Source organism: Iodobacter fluviatilis (assembly GCF_900451195.1).
Taxonomy (GTDB): Bacteria; Pseudomonadota; Gammaproteobacteria; order Burkholderiales; family Chitinibacteraceae; genus Iodobacter; species Iodobacter fluviatilis.
In genome coordinates this window covers 2594695-2610308 of the sequence record NZ_UGHR01000001.1, presented here as the reverse complement: position 1 = coordinate 2610308, position 15614 = coordinate 2594695, and the positions used below count along the sequence as shown (strand labels likewise).

Annotated in this window: 18 protein-coding genes; 5 read left to right on the top strand and 13 right to left on the bottom strand. The window is 52.5% G+C overall.

Features of this window, described 5'->3' with window-relative positions:
- Position 1: 1 nt before the first annotated feature.
- The 12 genes from DYD62_RS12000 to DYD62_RS11945 all read right to left on the bottom strand — a co-directional run bounded on the left by DYD62_RS12000 (position 2) and on the right by DYD62_RS11945 (position 11123).
- A complete protein-coding gene (locus tag DYD62_RS12000; protein ID WP_132038636.1) occupies positions 2-2344 on the bottom strand; it encodes an MMPL family transporter in 2343 nt (780 codons plus the stop codon).
- Positions 2328-2909 carry an outer membrane lipoprotein carrier protein LolA gene (locus DYD62_RS11995; RefSeq protein WP_165928638.1) on the bottom strand — a complete coding sequence of 194 codons (582 nt, stop codon included), beginning with the start codon at positions 2907-2909 and terminating at the stop codon, positions 2328-2330. Before DYD62_RS11995 ends, DYD62_RS12000 begins: the two co-directional genes overlap by 17 nt.
- 233 nt (positions 2910-3142) lie before the next feature.
- Positions 3143-3580: an acyl-CoA thioesterase gene (locus tag DYD62_RS11990; protein WP_115227551.1), complete on the bottom strand. Its 438-nt coding sequence runs from the start codon at positions 3578-3580 to the stop codon at positions 3143-3145.
- Entirely contained in the window at positions 3570-5114 is a 1545-nt protein-coding gene (locus DYD62_RS11985) for an HAL/PAL/TAL family ammonia-lyase (RefSeq protein ID WP_115227550.1), read from the bottom strand. Before DYD62_RS11985 ends, DYD62_RS11990 begins: the two co-directional genes overlap by 11 nt.
- Positions 5101-6060 carry a lysophospholipid acyltransferase family protein gene (locus tag DYD62_RS11980; RefSeq protein ID WP_115227549.1) on the bottom strand — a complete coding sequence of 320 codons (960 nt, stop codon included), beginning with the start codon at positions 6058-6060 and terminating at the stop codon, positions 5101-5103. The genes DYD62_RS11985 and DYD62_RS11980 overlap by 14 nt, the downstream gene beginning before the upstream one ends.
- Positions 6057-6794 (bottom strand): glycosyltransferase family 2 protein, encoded by a 738-nt coding sequence (locus tag DYD62_RS11975; protein WP_115227548.1) that lies wholly within the window; start codon positions 6792-6794, stop codon positions 6057-6059. Before DYD62_RS11975 ends, DYD62_RS11980 begins: the two co-directional genes overlap by 4 nt.
- A 73-nt stretch (positions 6795-6867) precedes the next feature.
- Positions 6868-8565, bottom strand: a complete 1698-nt coding sequence (locus DYD62_RS11970) for an ApeI family dehydratase (protein ID WP_115227547.1) — start codon at positions 8563-8565, stop codon at positions 6868-6870.
- Positions 8558-9091, bottom strand: a complete 534-nt coding sequence (locus tag DYD62_RS11965) for a COG4648 family protein (RefSeq protein WP_115227546.1) — start codon at positions 9089-9091, stop codon at positions 8558-8560. Before DYD62_RS11965 ends, DYD62_RS11970 begins: the two co-directional genes overlap by 8 nt.
- A gap of 1 nt (position 9092) precedes the next feature.
- Complete coding sequence (locus tag DYD62_RS11960) at positions 9093-9350, bottom strand: acyl carrier protein (RefSeq protein WP_115227545.1); 258 nt, start codon at positions 9348-9350, stop codon at positions 9093-9095.
- Positions 9351-9381: 31 nt separating this feature from the next.
- Positions 9382-9642, bottom strand: coding sequence for a phosphopantetheine-binding protein (locus DYD62_RS11955; protein WP_115227544.1), 261 nt, complete (start codon positions 9640-9642; stop codon positions 9382-9384).
- Positions 9629-10411, bottom strand: coding sequence for a lysophospholipid acyltransferase family protein (locus DYD62_RS11950; protein ID WP_115227543.1), 783 nt, complete (start codon positions 10409-10411; stop codon positions 9629-9631). Before DYD62_RS11950 ends, DYD62_RS11955 begins: the two co-directional genes overlap by 14 nt.
- Complete coding sequence (locus tag DYD62_RS11945; RefSeq protein WP_115227542.1) at positions 10404-11123, bottom strand: beta-ketoacyl synthase chain length factor; 720 nt, start codon at positions 11121-11123, stop codon at positions 10404-10406. Before DYD62_RS11945 ends, DYD62_RS11950 begins: the two co-directional genes overlap by 8 nt.
- A gap of 356 nt (positions 11124-11479) precedes the next feature.
- On the opposite strand from DYD62_RS11945, the gene ribBA reads away from it, so the two are divergent.
- The 5 genes from ribBA to DYD62_RS11920 all read left to right on the top strand — a co-directional run bounded on the left by ribBA (position 11480) and on the right by DYD62_RS11920 (position 15089).
- A complete protein-coding gene (gene ribBA / locus DYD62_RS11940) occupies positions 11480-12586 on the top strand; it encodes a bifunctional 3,4-dihydroxy-2-butanone-4-phosphate synthase/GTP cyclohydrolase II (RefSeq protein WP_115227541.1) in 1107 nt (368 codons plus the stop codon).
- Positions 12586-13059, top strand: a complete 474-nt coding sequence (ribH, locus tag DYD62_RS11935; protein WP_099396170.1) for a 6,7-dimethyl-8-ribityllumazine synthase — start codon at positions 12586-12588, stop codon at positions 13057-13059. Before ribBA ends, ribH begins: the two co-directional genes overlap by 1 nt.
- The gene (gene nusB / locus DYD62_RS11930) at positions 13056-13523 is read left to right on the top strand and encodes a transcription antitermination factor NusB (protein WP_115227540.1); all 468 of its coding nucleotides are present in this window, start codon (positions 13056-13058) and stop codon (positions 13521-13523) included. Before ribH ends, nusB begins: the two co-directional genes overlap by 4 nt.
- 107 nt (positions 13524-13630) lie before the next feature.
- Positions 13631-14590 (top strand): thiamine-phosphate kinase, encoded by a 960-nt coding sequence (gene thiL, locus DYD62_RS11925; RefSeq protein ID WP_115227539.1) that lies wholly within the window; start codon positions 13631-13633, stop codon positions 14588-14590.
- Complete coding sequence (locus DYD62_RS11920; RefSeq protein WP_115227538.1) at positions 14580-15089, top strand: phosphatidylglycerophosphatase A family protein; 510 nt, start codon at positions 14580-14582, stop codon at positions 15087-15089. The genes thiL and DYD62_RS11920 overlap by 11 nt, the downstream gene beginning before the upstream one ends.
- A 51-nt stretch (positions 15090-15140) precedes the next feature.
- Here DYD62_RS11920 and DYD62_RS11915 read toward each other — a convergent pair whose 3' ends face one another.
- On the bottom strand, positions 15141-15485 hold the full coding sequence (locus tag DYD62_RS11915) for a PEP-CTERM sorting domain-containing protein (protein ID WP_115227537.1): 345 nt from the start codon (positions 15483-15485) through the stop codon (positions 15141-15143).
- Positions 15486-15614: the final 129 nt, after the last annotated feature.

The following is a 15614-nucleotide window of genomic DNA, read 5'->3' as shown; positions in this document are numbered from 1 at the left end:
CTTATTTTGTAGTTGGCATAAATGCAGGGGTGAAAAGCCAGGAAAGTCCGATGCCCAGTAGCATGGTCAGGCCAAAGGCATGCAATGCAGGGGTGGCGGAGAGCGCCAGTAAGCCAAAAGCAAGCAGGGTAGAGGCGGCCGCCAGCGTGACCGATAAAAACGGTCTTGTTGCTTGGCGATCGGGGTTTTCCAGCAGGAAAATCCCATAATCCACGCCCATGCCTAAAATCAGCAGCAGCGCCAAAATATTGAATAACTGCAGGGGCTGGCCCAGCAGTGCCAGAATGGCTAAGGCCAGACCACTGGCGAGCAAGGTGGGCAGTAGCGCCCGCCATGCCTGCCTGCCAAAGCGGTAGCTGAGCGCGGCAAAAACCAGCAGATAGCTGAGCGCTATTACCCAAGCCATCAGCACCCGGTAGCGGCCCATAACGGTGGAGACTTCGGCGACTTTATCTACCCAGCGCACGCCTGCCACGCTGGGGGCAATCGCCGCCAGCTCTGCAAGCTGCGCTGGTTTACTGACGCCACGCAGCAGCATCACGCTGGCGTAGCCGTTTTCAAACTTCCCCAGCCACTGATGGCGTAGGGGTTCTGAAACAGGAGCCGCCAGCCAGTCCGCAATCAAAAGTGGCGCGGTAGTTTTGAACGCTGGCGTCAGCGCTTCGCCCAATGCCAGGCTGGCCTTGGACAGCACGCCTTGCTCGCTAAACACCACGCGTTCTACCAGTGCTTGGTTTGCTGCTTGCTGCGCTAAGGAAGGAACCCAGTCGCTGATGGCCTGATAGCCATTGATGCTGCCTTTGTCTATCAGAGGTGCAAGCCTAGTTTTGAGCGCTTCTTCTTGCTGCAGGACGGCTTCGATGCTTGCGCCGCGAATTAAATAAAATTGCGCGGGGCTGGGTAAATCAAGCAGCTGGCTGACTTTAATTTGCTGGGCGATCAGTGCGGGAGGCGAGCTTTGCAAGAGCCGCACATCGTCGTTGCTTTTGATGGATAAGCCACCCCAAAGCAAGGTGATTGCCACGATTAAGCTCAATATCAGCGTTAAACGATTGCGCCCTAGGCTGGGCCAGAGTGCGCGGCGTGAGCCTATCCAAAGGGACAGGCGGGTGTGTTTCATTTCCCCTTTATCAAACAGCGGAAACCACCACATCACGGTGACAAAAGCGGCCAGCAGGCCCGTGGCCGAGAAAACGGCAATTTGCCGCAGGCCTGGGAAAGGGGTGAGCGCCAGCAGTAAATAACCGATGGCGGTGGTGAGCATCGCCAGCCACATCACGGGCGACTGTGCTTTGAGCATGGCCCAGCGCTCTGCTGCGGGGCGGCCCTGGCGGCTGCTGAAATAATTACTGCCGTAGTTTTCGGCCACCCCAACCAAGCTGGCCCCGAAAACAAGGGTAATTAAATGCAGGCGACCAAATAATAGCGTACACACCGAAATAGCAGCGAGCAGGCCAATGGCAATTGAAATCGTCACTAAAATACGCGGGCGGAGGGCGCTAAAGGCAAATACGGTGAGCAGTACAATGCCGATCATTGAGCCGATCCCAATGGTATGGACTTCGCGTTCGGCCTGGCTGGCTGCAGCTGCGGCGTGTAAGGGCACGCCAACGCTTAAAACTTGCACTTCAGGCTGAGTTTTGAGTGCGGCGGCTTTGGCCGCATCCAGTGCCGGAATGAGTGCCTGCTGCGCTTTCACTGAAAACGCCGGGCCATTTTGCTCCAGCGTCAGCAAAACATAGAAAGCCTCGCCAGATGGGGACGAAGTGCTCAGCGATAAGCGTCCGTCACGGATACGGACTTTGCTTTCTGCCGCCCGCTCTCCCAGCCATGCGCCAAGTAAATTCAGTGGATCATCTTTCCACTCGCCCAAACGGGGCATGCCGATGCCGGGCTGATACAGTGCGGCAACGGCGCGCTGGGCCAGCTCATCACTGCTGGTGCTTGTAAGTTGCTGGCGTTGGGTTGCGCTCAGCAGCTGATTGCGGTGCGGGGTAAAAAAACTAAGCCATTCACTTTCATCGCCCATTTTGTAGCGTAATGCGAGCGGTAGCTTGCTTTCTAGCAAGGATGCGGCGTAAGCGTCGGCTGCGGCAGACGCTCTTTCCCAAGTCTGCCCGCCGATCAGCACCACCACCCGTTTAGATGCCGAGTCGCTGAGTTGCCGTGTGGCATTTTGCACCGTCGGGTCGCGCTCATCTTGCGGCAGCATGGCGAGGATATCGGTATCCAGCTGCAAATGGCCGGACCACAGATAAAGATTATGCCCGGTAAAGGCGAGCACGATCAGCAGCCAGACTTTAGCCAGTAGCCGGATGGATGCCTGATTACTCAAAACGAGCACGCTCCTCGCTGCTGAGTGTGGCAGGTTCGGTGTTTTGGGCGGTAAAGCGGATCAAAGTCTGATCGTTATTGGCTTCGTCGAGCAAAATACGGCGGACAAATTGATCGCCAGATAGCTCGATCTTACGCATGATTTTGCTAAGCGCCGCTTGCTTTGGGGTGAGCGTAAGTTGCCATGATTTGCCGCTTACACTGCCTTCAATCTTAAATAACTCGCCTAAGCTGCCGATATCGCCATTCATTAAAGAAAACAGCAGGCCATTAATCATCCGTACGGATGGCTCTTTGCTGGCGCTCAGGCGAAAAGCCACTGCGCCATCTTGCTTGGCCACAATTTCATCACGGCTTAGCTTAAGGGAGCTGGCAAAAGGCGTTTTGGTGCGCCAAAACACCCCCAAATCTCGCGCGACTAAAAAATCACCACGTGATAGCAACGGTTTTTTAAAACCACTCACCTGTTTGTTTTGCTCAAAATCACCCCGCAAAATTTCTGGCTGAATCAGGCGCTCTTTAACGCTGCTTGCTAAGTCAGCGGCATGGCTGCTGATGGTAAAAATAGCGAGCAAAAAGATCGTAAGAAAATGAACTACGGTTATTGTTTTGCATCGATTTCTAATCCACAAAATAAATTCTGCAATCGTTGCACTGGTGTTTTTTGGGTCCACTGTATTTCGCCGAGCGAGGAACAAGCGGGGCGGCTTTCTTTTGCTTACTTTTCTAGGCCGTTCAAGAAAAGCGAGTCCCAAGCGGGGGCCTCCCGCCCTAAATACGGTGCCGGAGGCACTTAAATTATTTAACATTATTGCGGCTCCTCCACCCCAAGCCGCTCCCAAAGAATCGCCGGGCAAACATATTGCATTTCACCCGTATTCATATCGACAGCTACCTGTATGGTATGGGCCTGATTGATTTTCTGGCCACTGACCGCATCTTTAATCAGGTAATTAATCTTTAAGCGGCTTTCCCACTCTGTAATTTCGGCGCGCACGATGAGCTTTTGCTCAAAACGGGCCGGTTTAACGTATTTCAGCCGCATATCCACAATCGGCCATGCATAGCCGGATGCTTTCATTTGCGGATAATCGTAATTAAATTGGCTGAGCAGCGCGCAGCGGGCAATTTCCAGATATTTGGGATAATTGCCGTGCCAGACGATATCCATCGGATCCAGATCGTGAAAAGCTGGGCTGAGCGCAATCTCGATGCTGAGGCAGGGATGGGTGGGTTTATTTGGCATACAAGGTCCAGACTTCTGCGCGAATATCCAGGATCAAGGCTTGTAGCTCCTTATCTAAAGCGCGGTCTTCTACCAGCAATGGGATGCGGTCTTCCAGATCCGCCTGCATGGCTGCAAGTGCTTCTGGCAGCTGCAGCGCTGGATCAATACGGCGGCGCAGCGCAATACCCTGACGGGCAGCAATCAACATGGCGGCGACCACTTGCTCGGTCAGCTCCAGTACGCGTAAGGCATCGCGTGCTGCAATCGTGCCCATGCTGACTTTATCCTGATTGTGGCATTCGGTAGAGCGGCTGAATACCGAGGCGGGCATGGTTTGTTTCAGCGCTTCGGCGGTCCAGGCAGATACGCTGATTTGCAGTGCTTTTAAGCCATGGTTAATTGCTGCGCGCGGACCGGTGCAGCCGGACAGATTAGACGGCAGACCGTGGTTGAATCGGGTATCAACGAGCAGCGCCAGCTGGCGGTCGAGCAAATCGGCCAGATTGGCCACGGTGTTTTTTAGGCTGTCCATGGCAAAGGCAATATGCCCGCCGTAGAAATGCCCGCCGTGTAAAACGCGCTCGTTTTCAGCGTCGATAATTGGGTTGTCGTTGGCGCTGTTCAGCTCATTTTCGATCAGTGTTCTGAAAAATGGCAGTGCGTCTTCCAGTACGCCAATCACATGCGGGGCGCAGCGCAGGGAATAGCGATCCTGCAGCCGCTCGTCATTGCGGCTGGGCCGCGGGCTGGCCAGATCATTACGGATGCGGGCCGCCACGGCTTGCTGGCCGGCGTGCGGTTTAACGGCAAAAAGCGTTTCATCAAAATGGTTGCTATTTCCCGCGCTGGCCACCACATTCATGGCGGTGAGCCTTGCCGCAAGCTTGCAAAGGTAATCAGCACGCTGCCATGCAAGGCAGGCCAGTGCAGTCATCACCGCCGTGCCATTCATCATGGCAAGGCCTTCTTTTGGGCGCAGGCGCAGTGGCTGGATTTCCAATTCGGCAAAGACATCGCTGGCATTGCGGCGCTCGCCGCGATACATCACTTCCCGCTCGCCGCACAGTACGGCAGCGACGTATGACAAGGGCGTTAAATCGCCGCTGGCCCCGACCGAGCCTTCTGCCGGAATCAGCGGCAGGATGTCGTGTTTGAGTAAGGTTTCCAGCTGATCAAGCAGAGCAATGCTGACGCCCGACATGCCTTGCGATAAAGACGCCAGCCGCGTGGCCAGTACGGCACGGGTTTCTTCCTGTGTTAAAAAGCGCCCGGCACCGCAGCCGTGATAGGTGTAAAGATGATGCGGCAGCTCGCTGATCAGCTCGGGAGGAATGGTCACGGTGCAAGAGTCGCCGTAGCCGGTGGTCACGCCATAAATGACGCCGTCTTCACGCAGGAGCTTGTCTAAAAAATCAGCGCCTTTTTGGATGCGCTGGCGAAATTTCGGCTCGCCTGACAGCACCGCAGATGATTTTTTCAGGGAGATCGCAACAATGTCTTCGATGCATAATCGTGTGCCATCGAACGTGATGGCAGGCTTAGTGTTTGTCATGTGTCTGATCCCAAAAGGCAAAAAAGTTAAACCAGTCGTAGGGCGAGCGTTTGAGGAGTGCGGTAATGGCTTGGGCGTATTGCGCTGCATAGCCTGCCATCGCGTCCTGACGTTGGCCTCGTGGCAAAATCACCCGATTGGCCAGTGTTTCAAAATGAATGTGGTAGCCACGTCCTGCGTGGGTGCAGCCCAGTAAATAGAGCGGGCACTTTAAGAGGCTGGCTAGGATGTAAGGGCCCGCTGGAAAAGGCGCGCTTTGGCCTAAAAAATCGGCTTGTACGGTTTGGCTGGCAAAGACGGGAATCCGGTCGCCAGCAATGACAATATATTCACCGGCGGCTATTTTTTCGGCCAGCAAGACGGCGGTTGCAGGACCGACTTCCGAGACTTCGATCAGTTGTAAGTCGTTATCAGGATTAAGCCGTTTTAAGAGCTGGTTAAATTGCCTAGCGTGGCGAGTGTGCACCAGAATATTGAGGCGAATCTTGCCGGTGTCCTCGGCCATGGCGCGGCAAAGCTCAAGGCATCCCAAGTGGGCGGTGATAATAACGCCACCCAAACCCTGCTCTGCGGTGGTGTAAAACGCTTCACGGCCTTCTGTGCTGACATTGCTAAACTGATAGCGGCCAGAAACGGCCAGTAGCTTATCCAGCATCGTTTCGGCAAAAAGTGCGAGGTGTTTCAGGCTGTCTCGCCAGCTTGCAGCATGGCCCAGCGCGCCTGTAGCGGCCTCCAGACGTTGCAAATATTGCATCGATGCGTGGCGTAAGGCCGGGCGGCTTAACCATTGCACGGTAATCACCGGATAAAGACAAAGCCGGAACGGCCAGCGACCTAGGAGCTTATGCACCCAAAAAAGCAGCCAGATACCTGCAATAAAGGTGTTTTCGCTAATGTCTGCCCAGTGTTGTTGTGATTTTACTGAGTGTTGTGATGGTGCGCTCACGAGGCAAACTTTCTCCAGATGAGCAGCGGGGAGCGCAGCAACATGCCTGCAAACAGCCGTGCGTGCATGCGTGAGATCAGTACATTATCCAGCAGGGTTTTAAAGTGAGATACGCCGTCGCTGGGATAGGTCACTTTAGTAGGCTGGTTGATGACGGGCATGCCGCGCCAGTACAGACGCACCGCAATATCAATATCAAAATCCATGCGCTTGCCGATATTGCGGCTGTTAAACAGCGCAATAGTGGGCGCAAGTGGGTAGATGCGAAAGCCGCACATTGAGTCTTTAATCGCCAGCGACAGGGTGTTAATCCATACCCAGATATGGGTGGCATAACGGGCATACAGGCGCACTTTGGGCACGCTTTCATCGTAAACCGGGCAGCCGCAAATCAGGGCATGGGTGTTTTGCTTTGCCAGCGTAATAAAAGTGGGAATATCGGCGGTATTGTGCTGGCCATCCGCATCAATTTGTAAGGCATGGCTGTAGCCCAGATCTAGCGCGCAGCGCAGGCCCGCCACCATCGCGCCACCCTTGCCCTGGTTCTGCGCCAGCCGCACAAGCGTCACGTTTTGCTCCAACTCTTTATCCAGCTGATCTAATACGGCCGCGCAACGGGCATGGCTGCCATCGTCGACCAGAATGCAGTGCAGATCATGGCCGCGTACGGCATGTACAACCGCACTGATGGCTTCGCCATGGTTATAAACAGGGATCACGACGCATATTTTCATGCTGTGCCTTCCTGGCTGATGCCGCTGCAGGCGAATATCATGTGTTGATATGCAGGAATCACCATGTGGATATTCATGCAGGATTTCCTAAAACAATCCGGCCGCTGGCGTGTGTGCCTGTGGTAGATAGAAATTTAAACGTCAGCATGGTTTCAGTGTCTTTGCTGAGTGTTTTTAGCTCCAGCTGAATCTGGCTGCCGGGACGAATCAGCTGTTGAAACTTCAGTACTTCCATGCGCAAAAACGCAGCGGGCAGCTCAAACAACTCTCGTGCAAGGCAAAGCGCCCACTCTAGCTGTGCCACGCCTGGCAGAATGGGGGCGGTATTAAAGTGGCCATCAAAAAAGGGCGAGCTGGCATTGACTTCAATAGAGAGCAAGGCTGCGTCTTTGCTGCGCTCAAGCAGGCGCGCTTCGGGGCGGCGCGGATCGAATAGTGCGAGCAGTGCCGCGTGGGTGGTTTTGCTCTGGGTATTGCTGGGCAAAGCCCAGATGTAGCGAAAGCGACGCGGCAGGGCGCTGGCCTCGCTTGACTCTGCCAAGGCATGACGTAAGGCCTGATTGAGTGCTTTCTTGCCTTGCTCATCCACTAAGCGCCAGCCTGCTTCACTGGGGCTGGCGATCAAACCCAGAGAAAGCCGCTGGCCGGGCAGGACAATCAGGCGTACGTCGTCCAGTAGCGGTGTGGCCAGCAGTGCCTGCTCCATGGCGCTGAGTGAAATGCGTTTTTCCTCGATCTTGATAATGCGGTCGCTGCGTCCAAGCAGCTCAAAGCCACTTGGGGTAAGCGTGACGCGATCATTGCTGGCTTGCCAGTCGTTATTGCTCAGATGGGGCGAGCGCAAAAAGAGCGTTTCGTTTTCCACGCGGATTGCAATGCCGGGCAGCGTTCTCCATGCGGTTTGATGATCCTGCTGGCGTTGTCGCCAAGCAATGCCGCCGGTTTCTGAGCTGCCATAGATTTCAAACGGGGCGCTGCCAAGTAAATTGCGGCAGGCGGGCAGGGCTTCTAGAGGTAAAGGCCCGCCAGAAGAAAATACCGCGCGTAAGGATTGGGTCTGCCATTTTAGCTGCTCAGGCAGGCGTTTTAAATGGGCAGGGCTGGCTACCAGAATCGTTGTGGCAGGCGAGGCATCCCTCAGCGCTGCGGCAATGTCTTCAGGATAAACCAGTCTTTCCGCATCAAAGACACGCCCGGCCGAGAGCGGCCATAAAATACGGAACAATAGCCCGTAAATATGCTGATGCGAGACGGTGGCCAGCACGGTGGCTCCGGCGCTTTGTTTGCCAAAGCAGGCTTCAAGCGCAGCGACTTCGCTAAGCAGTTGTGAAAGCTTTTTAGGAATGGCGCAGGGTTCGCCGCTGCTGCCCGATGTATAGACCACCAGCATGACAGCGTTCAGATCCAATACTTGCCAGTTGTTTGCTGAGCCGTTTGCAGCAGAAATGGGCGAGAGTGCCGTCGGAACATCACCGGCAAAGCCATCTGTGCTTTCCTGCAGTTTTTGCAAAGTGGCTGGCAGGATGTCGCTGGGCAGGTACACACATTTACCCGCGTGCCATGCGCCTAAAAGCGCGGCGGCAAAGGTAGTGCTGTCATTAAAGTACAGTGCAAAGCGGTGGCCGCTTTGCAAACTGAATGCATGATGCCAGCGGGCAACTTCTTTAATGAAACTGCCGTAATCCATTATTTGCGCGGCGTTTTTGGCCAGGGGGTAAGTGGATTCCCTGGTCGTAAACAGCAGGCGGTCAAGTGAAATAAAGTTAGCCATAAGCAGCCCTTACTCGCCGCCTGATGATCCATTCCCCCAGAAAGAGTATGCCCATCAGAATGTAGGCAATCAATCCGTTGTATAAGGCCCAGGCAGCGTCCGACCAAAACGCGGTGATCAAGGCCGCGCAGCCGTTAAAAATAAAAAAACCACACCAAACTTGCGTTACCCGGCGTGTATAGCGCACGCCGCTCTCAGGCAGATCGGGCTCGCTTAGCCTTGCTAGGCGCTCAATGGCGCTGGGCGGATACGCCAGCGACAGTGCAAAAGCAGCACAAAGCACTGCATTGACCAGAACGGGATAAAGTTTGAGCGGCAAAAGTTGGTTGCTCGCAAAACTCACCAAGGCTAGCAAGGCAGCGCCAGTCGCAGCAATCAGCCAGATTTTCTCTTTTGTTAGCAAGGCACGCGTCAGAGCCATGGCCACTAGCAATAGCGCCAGCCATTTTGGCTCGAAATGGCCCAAACCAAGATAAATCAGTACAGGGTAAGCGAGGGTGATGATACCTAAAACGAGGGTACGCATTTTAAGCTGCAGATTTTTCTTGCGTCAGCTCATAGAGTGCATCAACAACATCTTGTAAGGTACGCACGGCTTTAAACGCATCGGGGTGCAGGCGTTTGCCGGCAATGGGTTTAAGTTTAACGATGAGATCAACGGCATCAATGCTGTCGATATCCAGATCTTCGTAAAGGCGTGCTTCTGGGGTGATTTTGCTGGCTTCGGTATCAAACGTTTCTTGCAAAATGGCGCTAAGGCGTTCAAACATTTCTTGCTTGGTCATGGGTGTTCCTTGCTACACACGGGTGTACTTGTCAGTTAATGCGTGCTGAGGCAATAAAGGTTGCTAATGCTTGCACGCTGGCAAAATGCGCGCGGGTTTCGCCTGAATCTGCAGACAGGCTAACACCATAACTTTTTTGCAGCACTAAGCCCAGCTCTAAGGCATCAATGGAGTCCAGGCCTAAGCCGTCCACAAACAGCGGGGCGCTGGAGTCGATATCTTCCGGGCTCAGGTCTTCAAGGTTGAGGGCAGAGATAATGAGTTGTTTGATTTCTTGTTCAAGCGCCTGCATGGGCGGTGTTCTCCGGTAAAAAATAGTCGTGCAGATATTGAGTGAGCTGACGGGCGGCAAGGGCAGTTTCGCCGCCTGCCTGTTCTAAAAAAGGGGCAACAGCAATATCGTCCCCGATATCCAAAGTAAAAATCATACGGCTGGCGGGCACTTTCCACCATGGTAAACCTTTGGTGAGGCTGAGTGGCTGGCAGCGTATGGTAACCGGGGTGATATCGCATTGGCCGCGCAAGGCAATATTGGCTGCGCCGCGCTGAAGTTTCATCGATCCGTCTGTTGCCGTTCGTGTTCCTTCAGGGAAAATAATCAAATCATTGCCTGCGTGCACCGAAGCGATACAGTCGTCGATGAGCTGCGAGCCGGAATTATTGCAAATATAGGCCGTCCCTTTTATGGGGCCGCGGGTAAAAGGATTTTGCGCTAAGCCTGCTTTGACGACGCAATCCGCGTTTTTAACTAAGGAAATTAAAAACACCACATCGATCAGTGTGGGGTGGTTCGCCAGAATGAATCGCCCAGGGCGCTGCAGTTTTTCAATGCCCCGGATGCTGTAACGCAAAATGCCCAGTATGCGCATTAATTCAATAAAAAACTTAAAAGCGTAATGGATCGTTAAGCGTGCCAAGCGGGTTTTGTGCGCACTTTGGCGCACGCATAAATGCAATAGCGGAAAGAAAACCAAGCCGAGCGCCAGACCACCTAGGCCAAAGGCAGAAAAAGCGAGCGCAGTCGCAAAAATCCGCCAGCTTCTTTCCAGTGTCTTAAACATGTCGCTGCCAGACCCAGGTTCGTGTGCCCACGGTATGCTGATATTCGGGCTGATCGGAAAGTAAAAAACGCAGCGCAGCGATGCTGCCCGGCAGGTCGTCATTAGTCTGGTTTTGCCCGCAGGATTTGCTACAGAGGCTAATGCCTTGTTCTGCTTTGACCAGCTGGCAGGCAAAGGCGTGTGGAAACTCAGGCGTGTCGGCAAAAATAGGGTGAGGCTGCGGCAGAGGCTCTTCGTAAAAAACCAGCAGTACGCTGGCCGCGCCATCGGCCAGCAGTGCCAAAGCTTCTGTGAAGGCGGCTTCTGTGGTTTCCTGGCCTGCGGCTATGGCGGTATAGCTGCCTGTATCTTTGCGGGCAATAGAAAATAAAGCAGATATCGCGTTATGCACCGACATACTGAATGCAGTTGGTGAAACGGCATGGCTGAGCGCTAATTGACTGAGTTGGTCTACCGATTGCGCCATATCGCCATAACGGGAAGCAAAAATAACCGGGCAAGGTGTAATTTCTTCACTGGCCCAATAAGCCACCTGCAAGGCCATTTTACCTAAGCGGCCTACGCGGCGGCGCAGCATGGACGGCATTTCGCTTAAGGTGGGGTTTTCATCGCCAGCTGGGGTATGGGGCGCAGCCAGATAAGCCAGCCATGACGATTGCTCATGCAAGCCAGGAGCCCAGGCGGCCCATTTTGAGATTTGAAATTGAATCATTGATTGTCTGGCTGATTACTTAATCTGAATAATTTGAGCGAGTGGCGTGGTTTAATTTTTATCAGCGCTCGTTCACTTCGCCAGCAAATGCTTTGAAGTCCGCGAGAATAGCAGAGGCGTCAGCTGAAAGAAAGAACTTTGCCCTGATGTCATATCCGTTTTAATGACTCTGAAGCCGATTTTTCAGATAAGACAGTGGGAAAAGTGGCTTGCTTATGGTCTATCTCCCGCTGATCTGGGACAATAGCCGCTTATTAGCTGCTGCAACAACATGGCTTTAATGCCTGAAAGGATGTTGTGGCGGGTAAGGCCGAATTTATTTGCTTTAAGTGATCTTAAAAAATAAAGGTACTGCTATGAGTGTCAATATCTCCCCAGTCCAGGAAATTATCGAAGAATTACGTGCCGGGCGCATGGTGGTGCTGGTAGACGAAGAAGACAGGGAAAACGAGGGGGATCTGGTGCTGGCGGCAGATTTTGTGACGCCAGAGGCAATTAATTTTATGGCGAAACATGGTCGTGGCTTGATTTGCCTGACAATTAATGCCGAGCGCTGTGCTCATTTAGGTCTTGCGCCTATGGTTCGCGCTAATGGCTCGAGCTTTGGGACTAACTTTACCGCCTCGATTGAAGCGGCGGAGGGCGTGACGACCGGTATTTCTGCGCATGATCGTGCTTTAACCATTAAAAAAGCCATTGCCTTTGATGCTAAAGCCAGCGATATCGTGCAGCCTGGCCATGTCTTCCCAATTATGGCGCAGCCAGGTGGGGTGTTGGTTAGGGCAGGCCACACCGAAGCGGGCTGTGATCTGGCCGCATTAGCTGGTGTAACGCCTGCCAGCGTGATCTGTGAGATCATGAATGACGACGGTACAATGGCCCGTTTACCTGAACTTTTAGTATTTGCTGAACAGCATCAGCTAAAAATTGGTACTATCGCCGACCTGATTCATTATCGCAGTCGTACCGAAACACTGGTGGAATGCGCCGGGCGCCGCACGATTACAACGTTCGCAGGTGAATTTGAGCTGGCGGTTTACCGCGATAAGCTCACTTCAGCCAGCCATCTGGCGCTGATTAAAGGCCAGCCAAGTGCAGATACTGAAACATTGGTGAGGGTGCACGAGCCTTTGTCGGTGATCGACTGGATGGATTTAGGGCAGACTGGGCATTCTTGGGATGTGAAGTCTTCCTTAGAAGCCATTGCTAAGGCGGGCTGTGGCGTGATGGTGCTTTTACATCGCGCTGAAGATGGCAATGATTTATTAGCTCGCGCCTTGCCGGAATTAGGCTTAAATGAAAACAAGAAATGGGATTTGCGCACCTATGGTATTGGTGCACAAATGCTAAAAGACTTAGGTGTGGGTAAAATGCGCTTATTGTCACCAGAGCGCCGTATCCCAAGCATGACGGGCTTTGGTTTAGAAATTACTGGCTTTGAACTATCTCAAGGAAAAAAATAATGAGCGTCGCTGCAAATATTCCTTTTATTGCACCTAATCTTGCAGGCAATGGGTTACGAATCGGCATTGTAATGAGCCGCTTTAATACACCAGTTTGTGAAGGTTTACGCGATGCTTGCGTTGCAGAACTTAAAGCACTGGGCGTGGCTGAGCAAGATATGCTGATCACGACTGTGCCAGGCGCTTTAGAAATTCCTCTGGTTTTGGCTGCTATGGCTGAATCAGATCGTTTTGATGCACTGATCGCTTTGGGCGCAGTGATTCGAGGCGAAACCTATCATTTTGAGCTGGTTGCCAATGAATCAGGCGCCGGTGTAAGCCGTATTGGACTCGATTACGGTATTGTCGTGGCAAACGCCATATTAACCACTGAAAACGACGAACAAGCAGAAGTCCGTGTACTTGAAAAAGGCACAGATGCCGCGCGTGTCGCCGTAGAAACCGCGAATTTATTAAAGGCATTACAAGCATGACCGAAGAAGTAGCAAAACCAAAATCATCCCGCCGCCGTTCACGCGAATTTGCCGTGCAAGGTATCTATCAATGGCTGCTGGCTGGCGATAATGTCGGCAATATTGAAGCCTTTTTGCGCGAAAGCAATACTAGTTTTGCCCGTGCGGACGAAAAATTATTTCGCTCTATCTTGTTTGGTGCCATCAAGGATATGAAATCCCTGCAAGACGCGATTGCGCCTCATGTTGATCGTCCTATGGATGAAGTCAGCATGGTAGAAGCCGCTGTATTGTGCGTGGCCGCGTATGAAATTATTTCTATGCCGGAAACACCCTATCCCGTCATTATCAATGAAGCCATTGAGCTGGCCAAAACATTTGGCGGTTTGGATGGCCATAAGTTTGTGAATGGTGTGCTAGATAAATTAGCGGCGCTGGTGCGCAGCGAGGAAGTGAGTGCAGGACGCGCTAAACGTCATGGTTAATGAGGTTTAGTTTGATAAAAAGACGGGCATGGCCCGTCTTTTTTTGCTTACTATTTGCATAAAATACGTTTTTATTGCCTTTTATACTTTGTGGATTTGAAAACGCTTTGAACGAATTCGATCTAATTGCCCATTATTTTAAGCGCCCTGCCAAAAATGCAGATTTAGGGATTGGTGATGATGCGGCATTGGTATCTGTTGCTGCCGGGCATCAGTTGGCCATCTCTGCGGATATGCTGGTTGAAGGGCGGCATTTTTTTTCGGATGCAGACCCGGAACGGCTGGGACGTAAAGTGCTGGCCGTTAATTTATCTGATCTTGCAGCAATGGGCGCAAAACCAAGCTGGTTTACGCTTTCTTTGGCGTTGCCCAAAATGGATGAGCCTTGGCTGGAGGCATTTAGCCGTGGCTTGTTTGCGATGGCCGGTGAGCACGATATTTCGCTGATCGGGGGCGATACAACATGCGGCCCTTTAACGATAGCTATTCAGATAGCAGGCAGCCTGCCACGCGGTCAGGCGCTTCTAAGAAGCGGCGCCAGAGCAGGAGATGAAGTGTGGGTGTCAGGGCCACTGGGGGGCGCTGCAGCGGCCGTTATGCACCGCACAGGCCGCGTAAAGCTGCCTTCTGATGTGGCAGAGCGCTGCGACCTTCGCCTTGATGTCCCCGTGCCGCGTATTGAGTTGGGTTTGCGCTTGCGCGGCATCGCCAGTGCCGCTTTGGATATTTCAGACGGCTTGCTGGCTGATTTGCGGCATATTTGTGAGCAATCGGCTTGTGGTGCGGAAGTTAGGCTGGATGCCGTGCCCTTTGTGGAAGACTTGCATGCCTTACCTGAGCATTTACGGCAGGAGGCTTTTTTGGCGGGCGGGGATGATTATGAGCTGTGCTTTACTGCTGCACCCGATCAGCATAAGGCTATTATTGCCCTAGCCGATGAGCTTGAATTGGGGCTTACTCTTGTGGGTAAAATTATTCAGGGCAATACCGTGCATCTTCTTGATGCCTCCCGCCAGCCCTTGCCGATTATCTTTCATGGATTTGATCACTTCGCCTATGAGTCATAAACAAGCCCCCTTGGTGCGCCCGACATGGCGCTTTCTGTTTGTTCACCCCGCCCATTTTATTGCTTTTGGTTTTGGCAGTGGCTTGGCGAAGAAAGCACCCGGCACTTTTGGTACGATCGCCGCATTGCCGTTGTTTGCTCTTTTAATGCAATGGCTTTCTCCGCAGGCGATCGCGTGGTTTTGTCTGCCGGTGTTTGTGATTGGCTGCTGGGCGAGCGAGGTGACGGGGAAAACGCTGGGGGTGCACGATTATGGCGGCATTGTGATCGATGAAATTGTTGCTATGTGGCTGGTGCTGCTTTTTGTGCCGGTCACAGTATTGGGCTGGGGGCTGGCATTTGCCTTGTTCCGGGTGTTTGATATTTTAAAACCCTGGCCTATTTGCTGGTTTGATCTGCGGGTGCCTGGTGGGATTGGAGTGATGATCGACGATATTCTTGCTGGCGCTTACGCCGTTTTGGCTTTGCTGCTGATCCAGCATTTTTATTCTTTGGCGTGAACGAGAGACACTTCAGAAAAAGAGCTTAAGCCTTGCTTAAGCTCTTTTTGCTTATCTGTTTCTATGTCGCCCCCTGCTGATTAACGCTATAACGCCAAGGCTGATCAATAAATAGGTTTCTGGCTCTGGAATTGTTTTATGTGGCGCTGCCATCATGGCATTGTTTTGTGCTGGAGAGGTGGAGTGCCTCGCCATATCGGAAATTCTTAATTGCTTCCATTCCGGAATCACTTTGTTTATGTTGTTTGTTTTTTTAATTGGTGTTTCAACAAAGTGATTCACTTCAGCCGCTGTATTTAATTCGGTGCCTGGTTTTATTTCAAACACGCTTGCGTGAGAGTGGCTGGCGATTTGCACGCTGAATGCAATATATATTCCTGCCCATAAGTACTTCATTTCTCACTCCTGAAGCAGTAATGCCTGCCTGATGAGTGATCATTTTCCGCCCTGATTAAATAAGCGATCAATTCAATTTTTTTGCCCTTAATTTATTTGGTATTAAGGTGAATTGCGGTAGTTATGCGC

Bases quoted from the DNA above. Each gene is read 5' to 3' on its own strand.
- ribBA (WP_115227541.1), top strand. From the start codon at position 11,480: ATGAGTGTCAATATCTCCCCAGTCCAGGAAATTATCGAAGAATTACGT.
- DYD62_RS11975 (WP_115227548.1), bottom strand. From the start codon at position 6,794: ATGAAAATATGCGTCGTGATCCCTGTTTATAACCATGGCGAAGCCATC.
- nusB (WP_115227540.1), top strand. From the start codon at position 13,056: ATGACCGAAGAAGTAGCAAAACCAAAATCATCCCGCCGCCGTTCACGC.
- DYD62_RS11960 (WP_115227545.1), bottom strand. From the start codon at position 9,350: ATGACCAAGCAAGAAATGTTTGAACGCCTTAGCGCCATTTTGCAAGAA.
- DYD62_RS11915 (WP_115227537.1), bottom strand. From the start codon at position 15,485: ATGAAGTACTTATGGGCAGGAATATATATTGCATTCAGCGTGCAAATC.
- DYD62_RS11965 (WP_115227546.1), bottom strand. From the start codon at position 9,091: ATGCGTACCCTCGTTTTAGGTATCATCACCCTCGCTTACCCTGTACTG.
- DYD62_RS11955 (WP_115227544.1), bottom strand. From the start codon at position 9,642: ATGCAGGCGCTTGAACAAGAAATCAAACAACTCATTATCTCTGCCCTC.
- DYD62_RS11970 (WP_115227547.1), bottom strand. From the start codon at position 8,565: ATGGCTAACTTTATTTCACTTGACCGCCTGCTGTTTACGACCAGGGAA.
- DYD62_RS11945 (WP_115227542.1), bottom strand. From the start codon at position 11,123: ATGATTCAATTTCAAATCTCAAAATGGGCCGCCTGGGCTCCTGGCTTG.
- DYD62_RS11920 (WP_115227538.1), top strand. From the start codon at position 14,580: ATGAGTCATAAACAAGCCCCCTTGGTGCGCCCGACATGGCGCTTTCTG.
- DYD62_RS11990 (WP_115227551.1), bottom strand. From the start codon at position 3,580: ATGCCAAATAAACCCACCCATCCCTGCCTCAGCATCGAGATTGCGCTC.
- DYD62_RS11985 (WP_115227550.1), bottom strand. From the start codon at position 5,114: ATGACAAACACTAAGCCTGCCATCACGTTCGATGGCACACGATTATGC.
- DYD62_RS11950 (WP_115227543.1), bottom strand. From the start codon at position 10,411: ATGTTTAAGACACTGGAAAGAAGCTGGCGGATTTTTGCGACTGCGCTC.
- ribH (WP_099396170.1), top strand. From the start codon at position 12,586: ATGAGCGTCGCTGCAAATATTCCTTTTATTGCACCTAATCTTGCAGGC.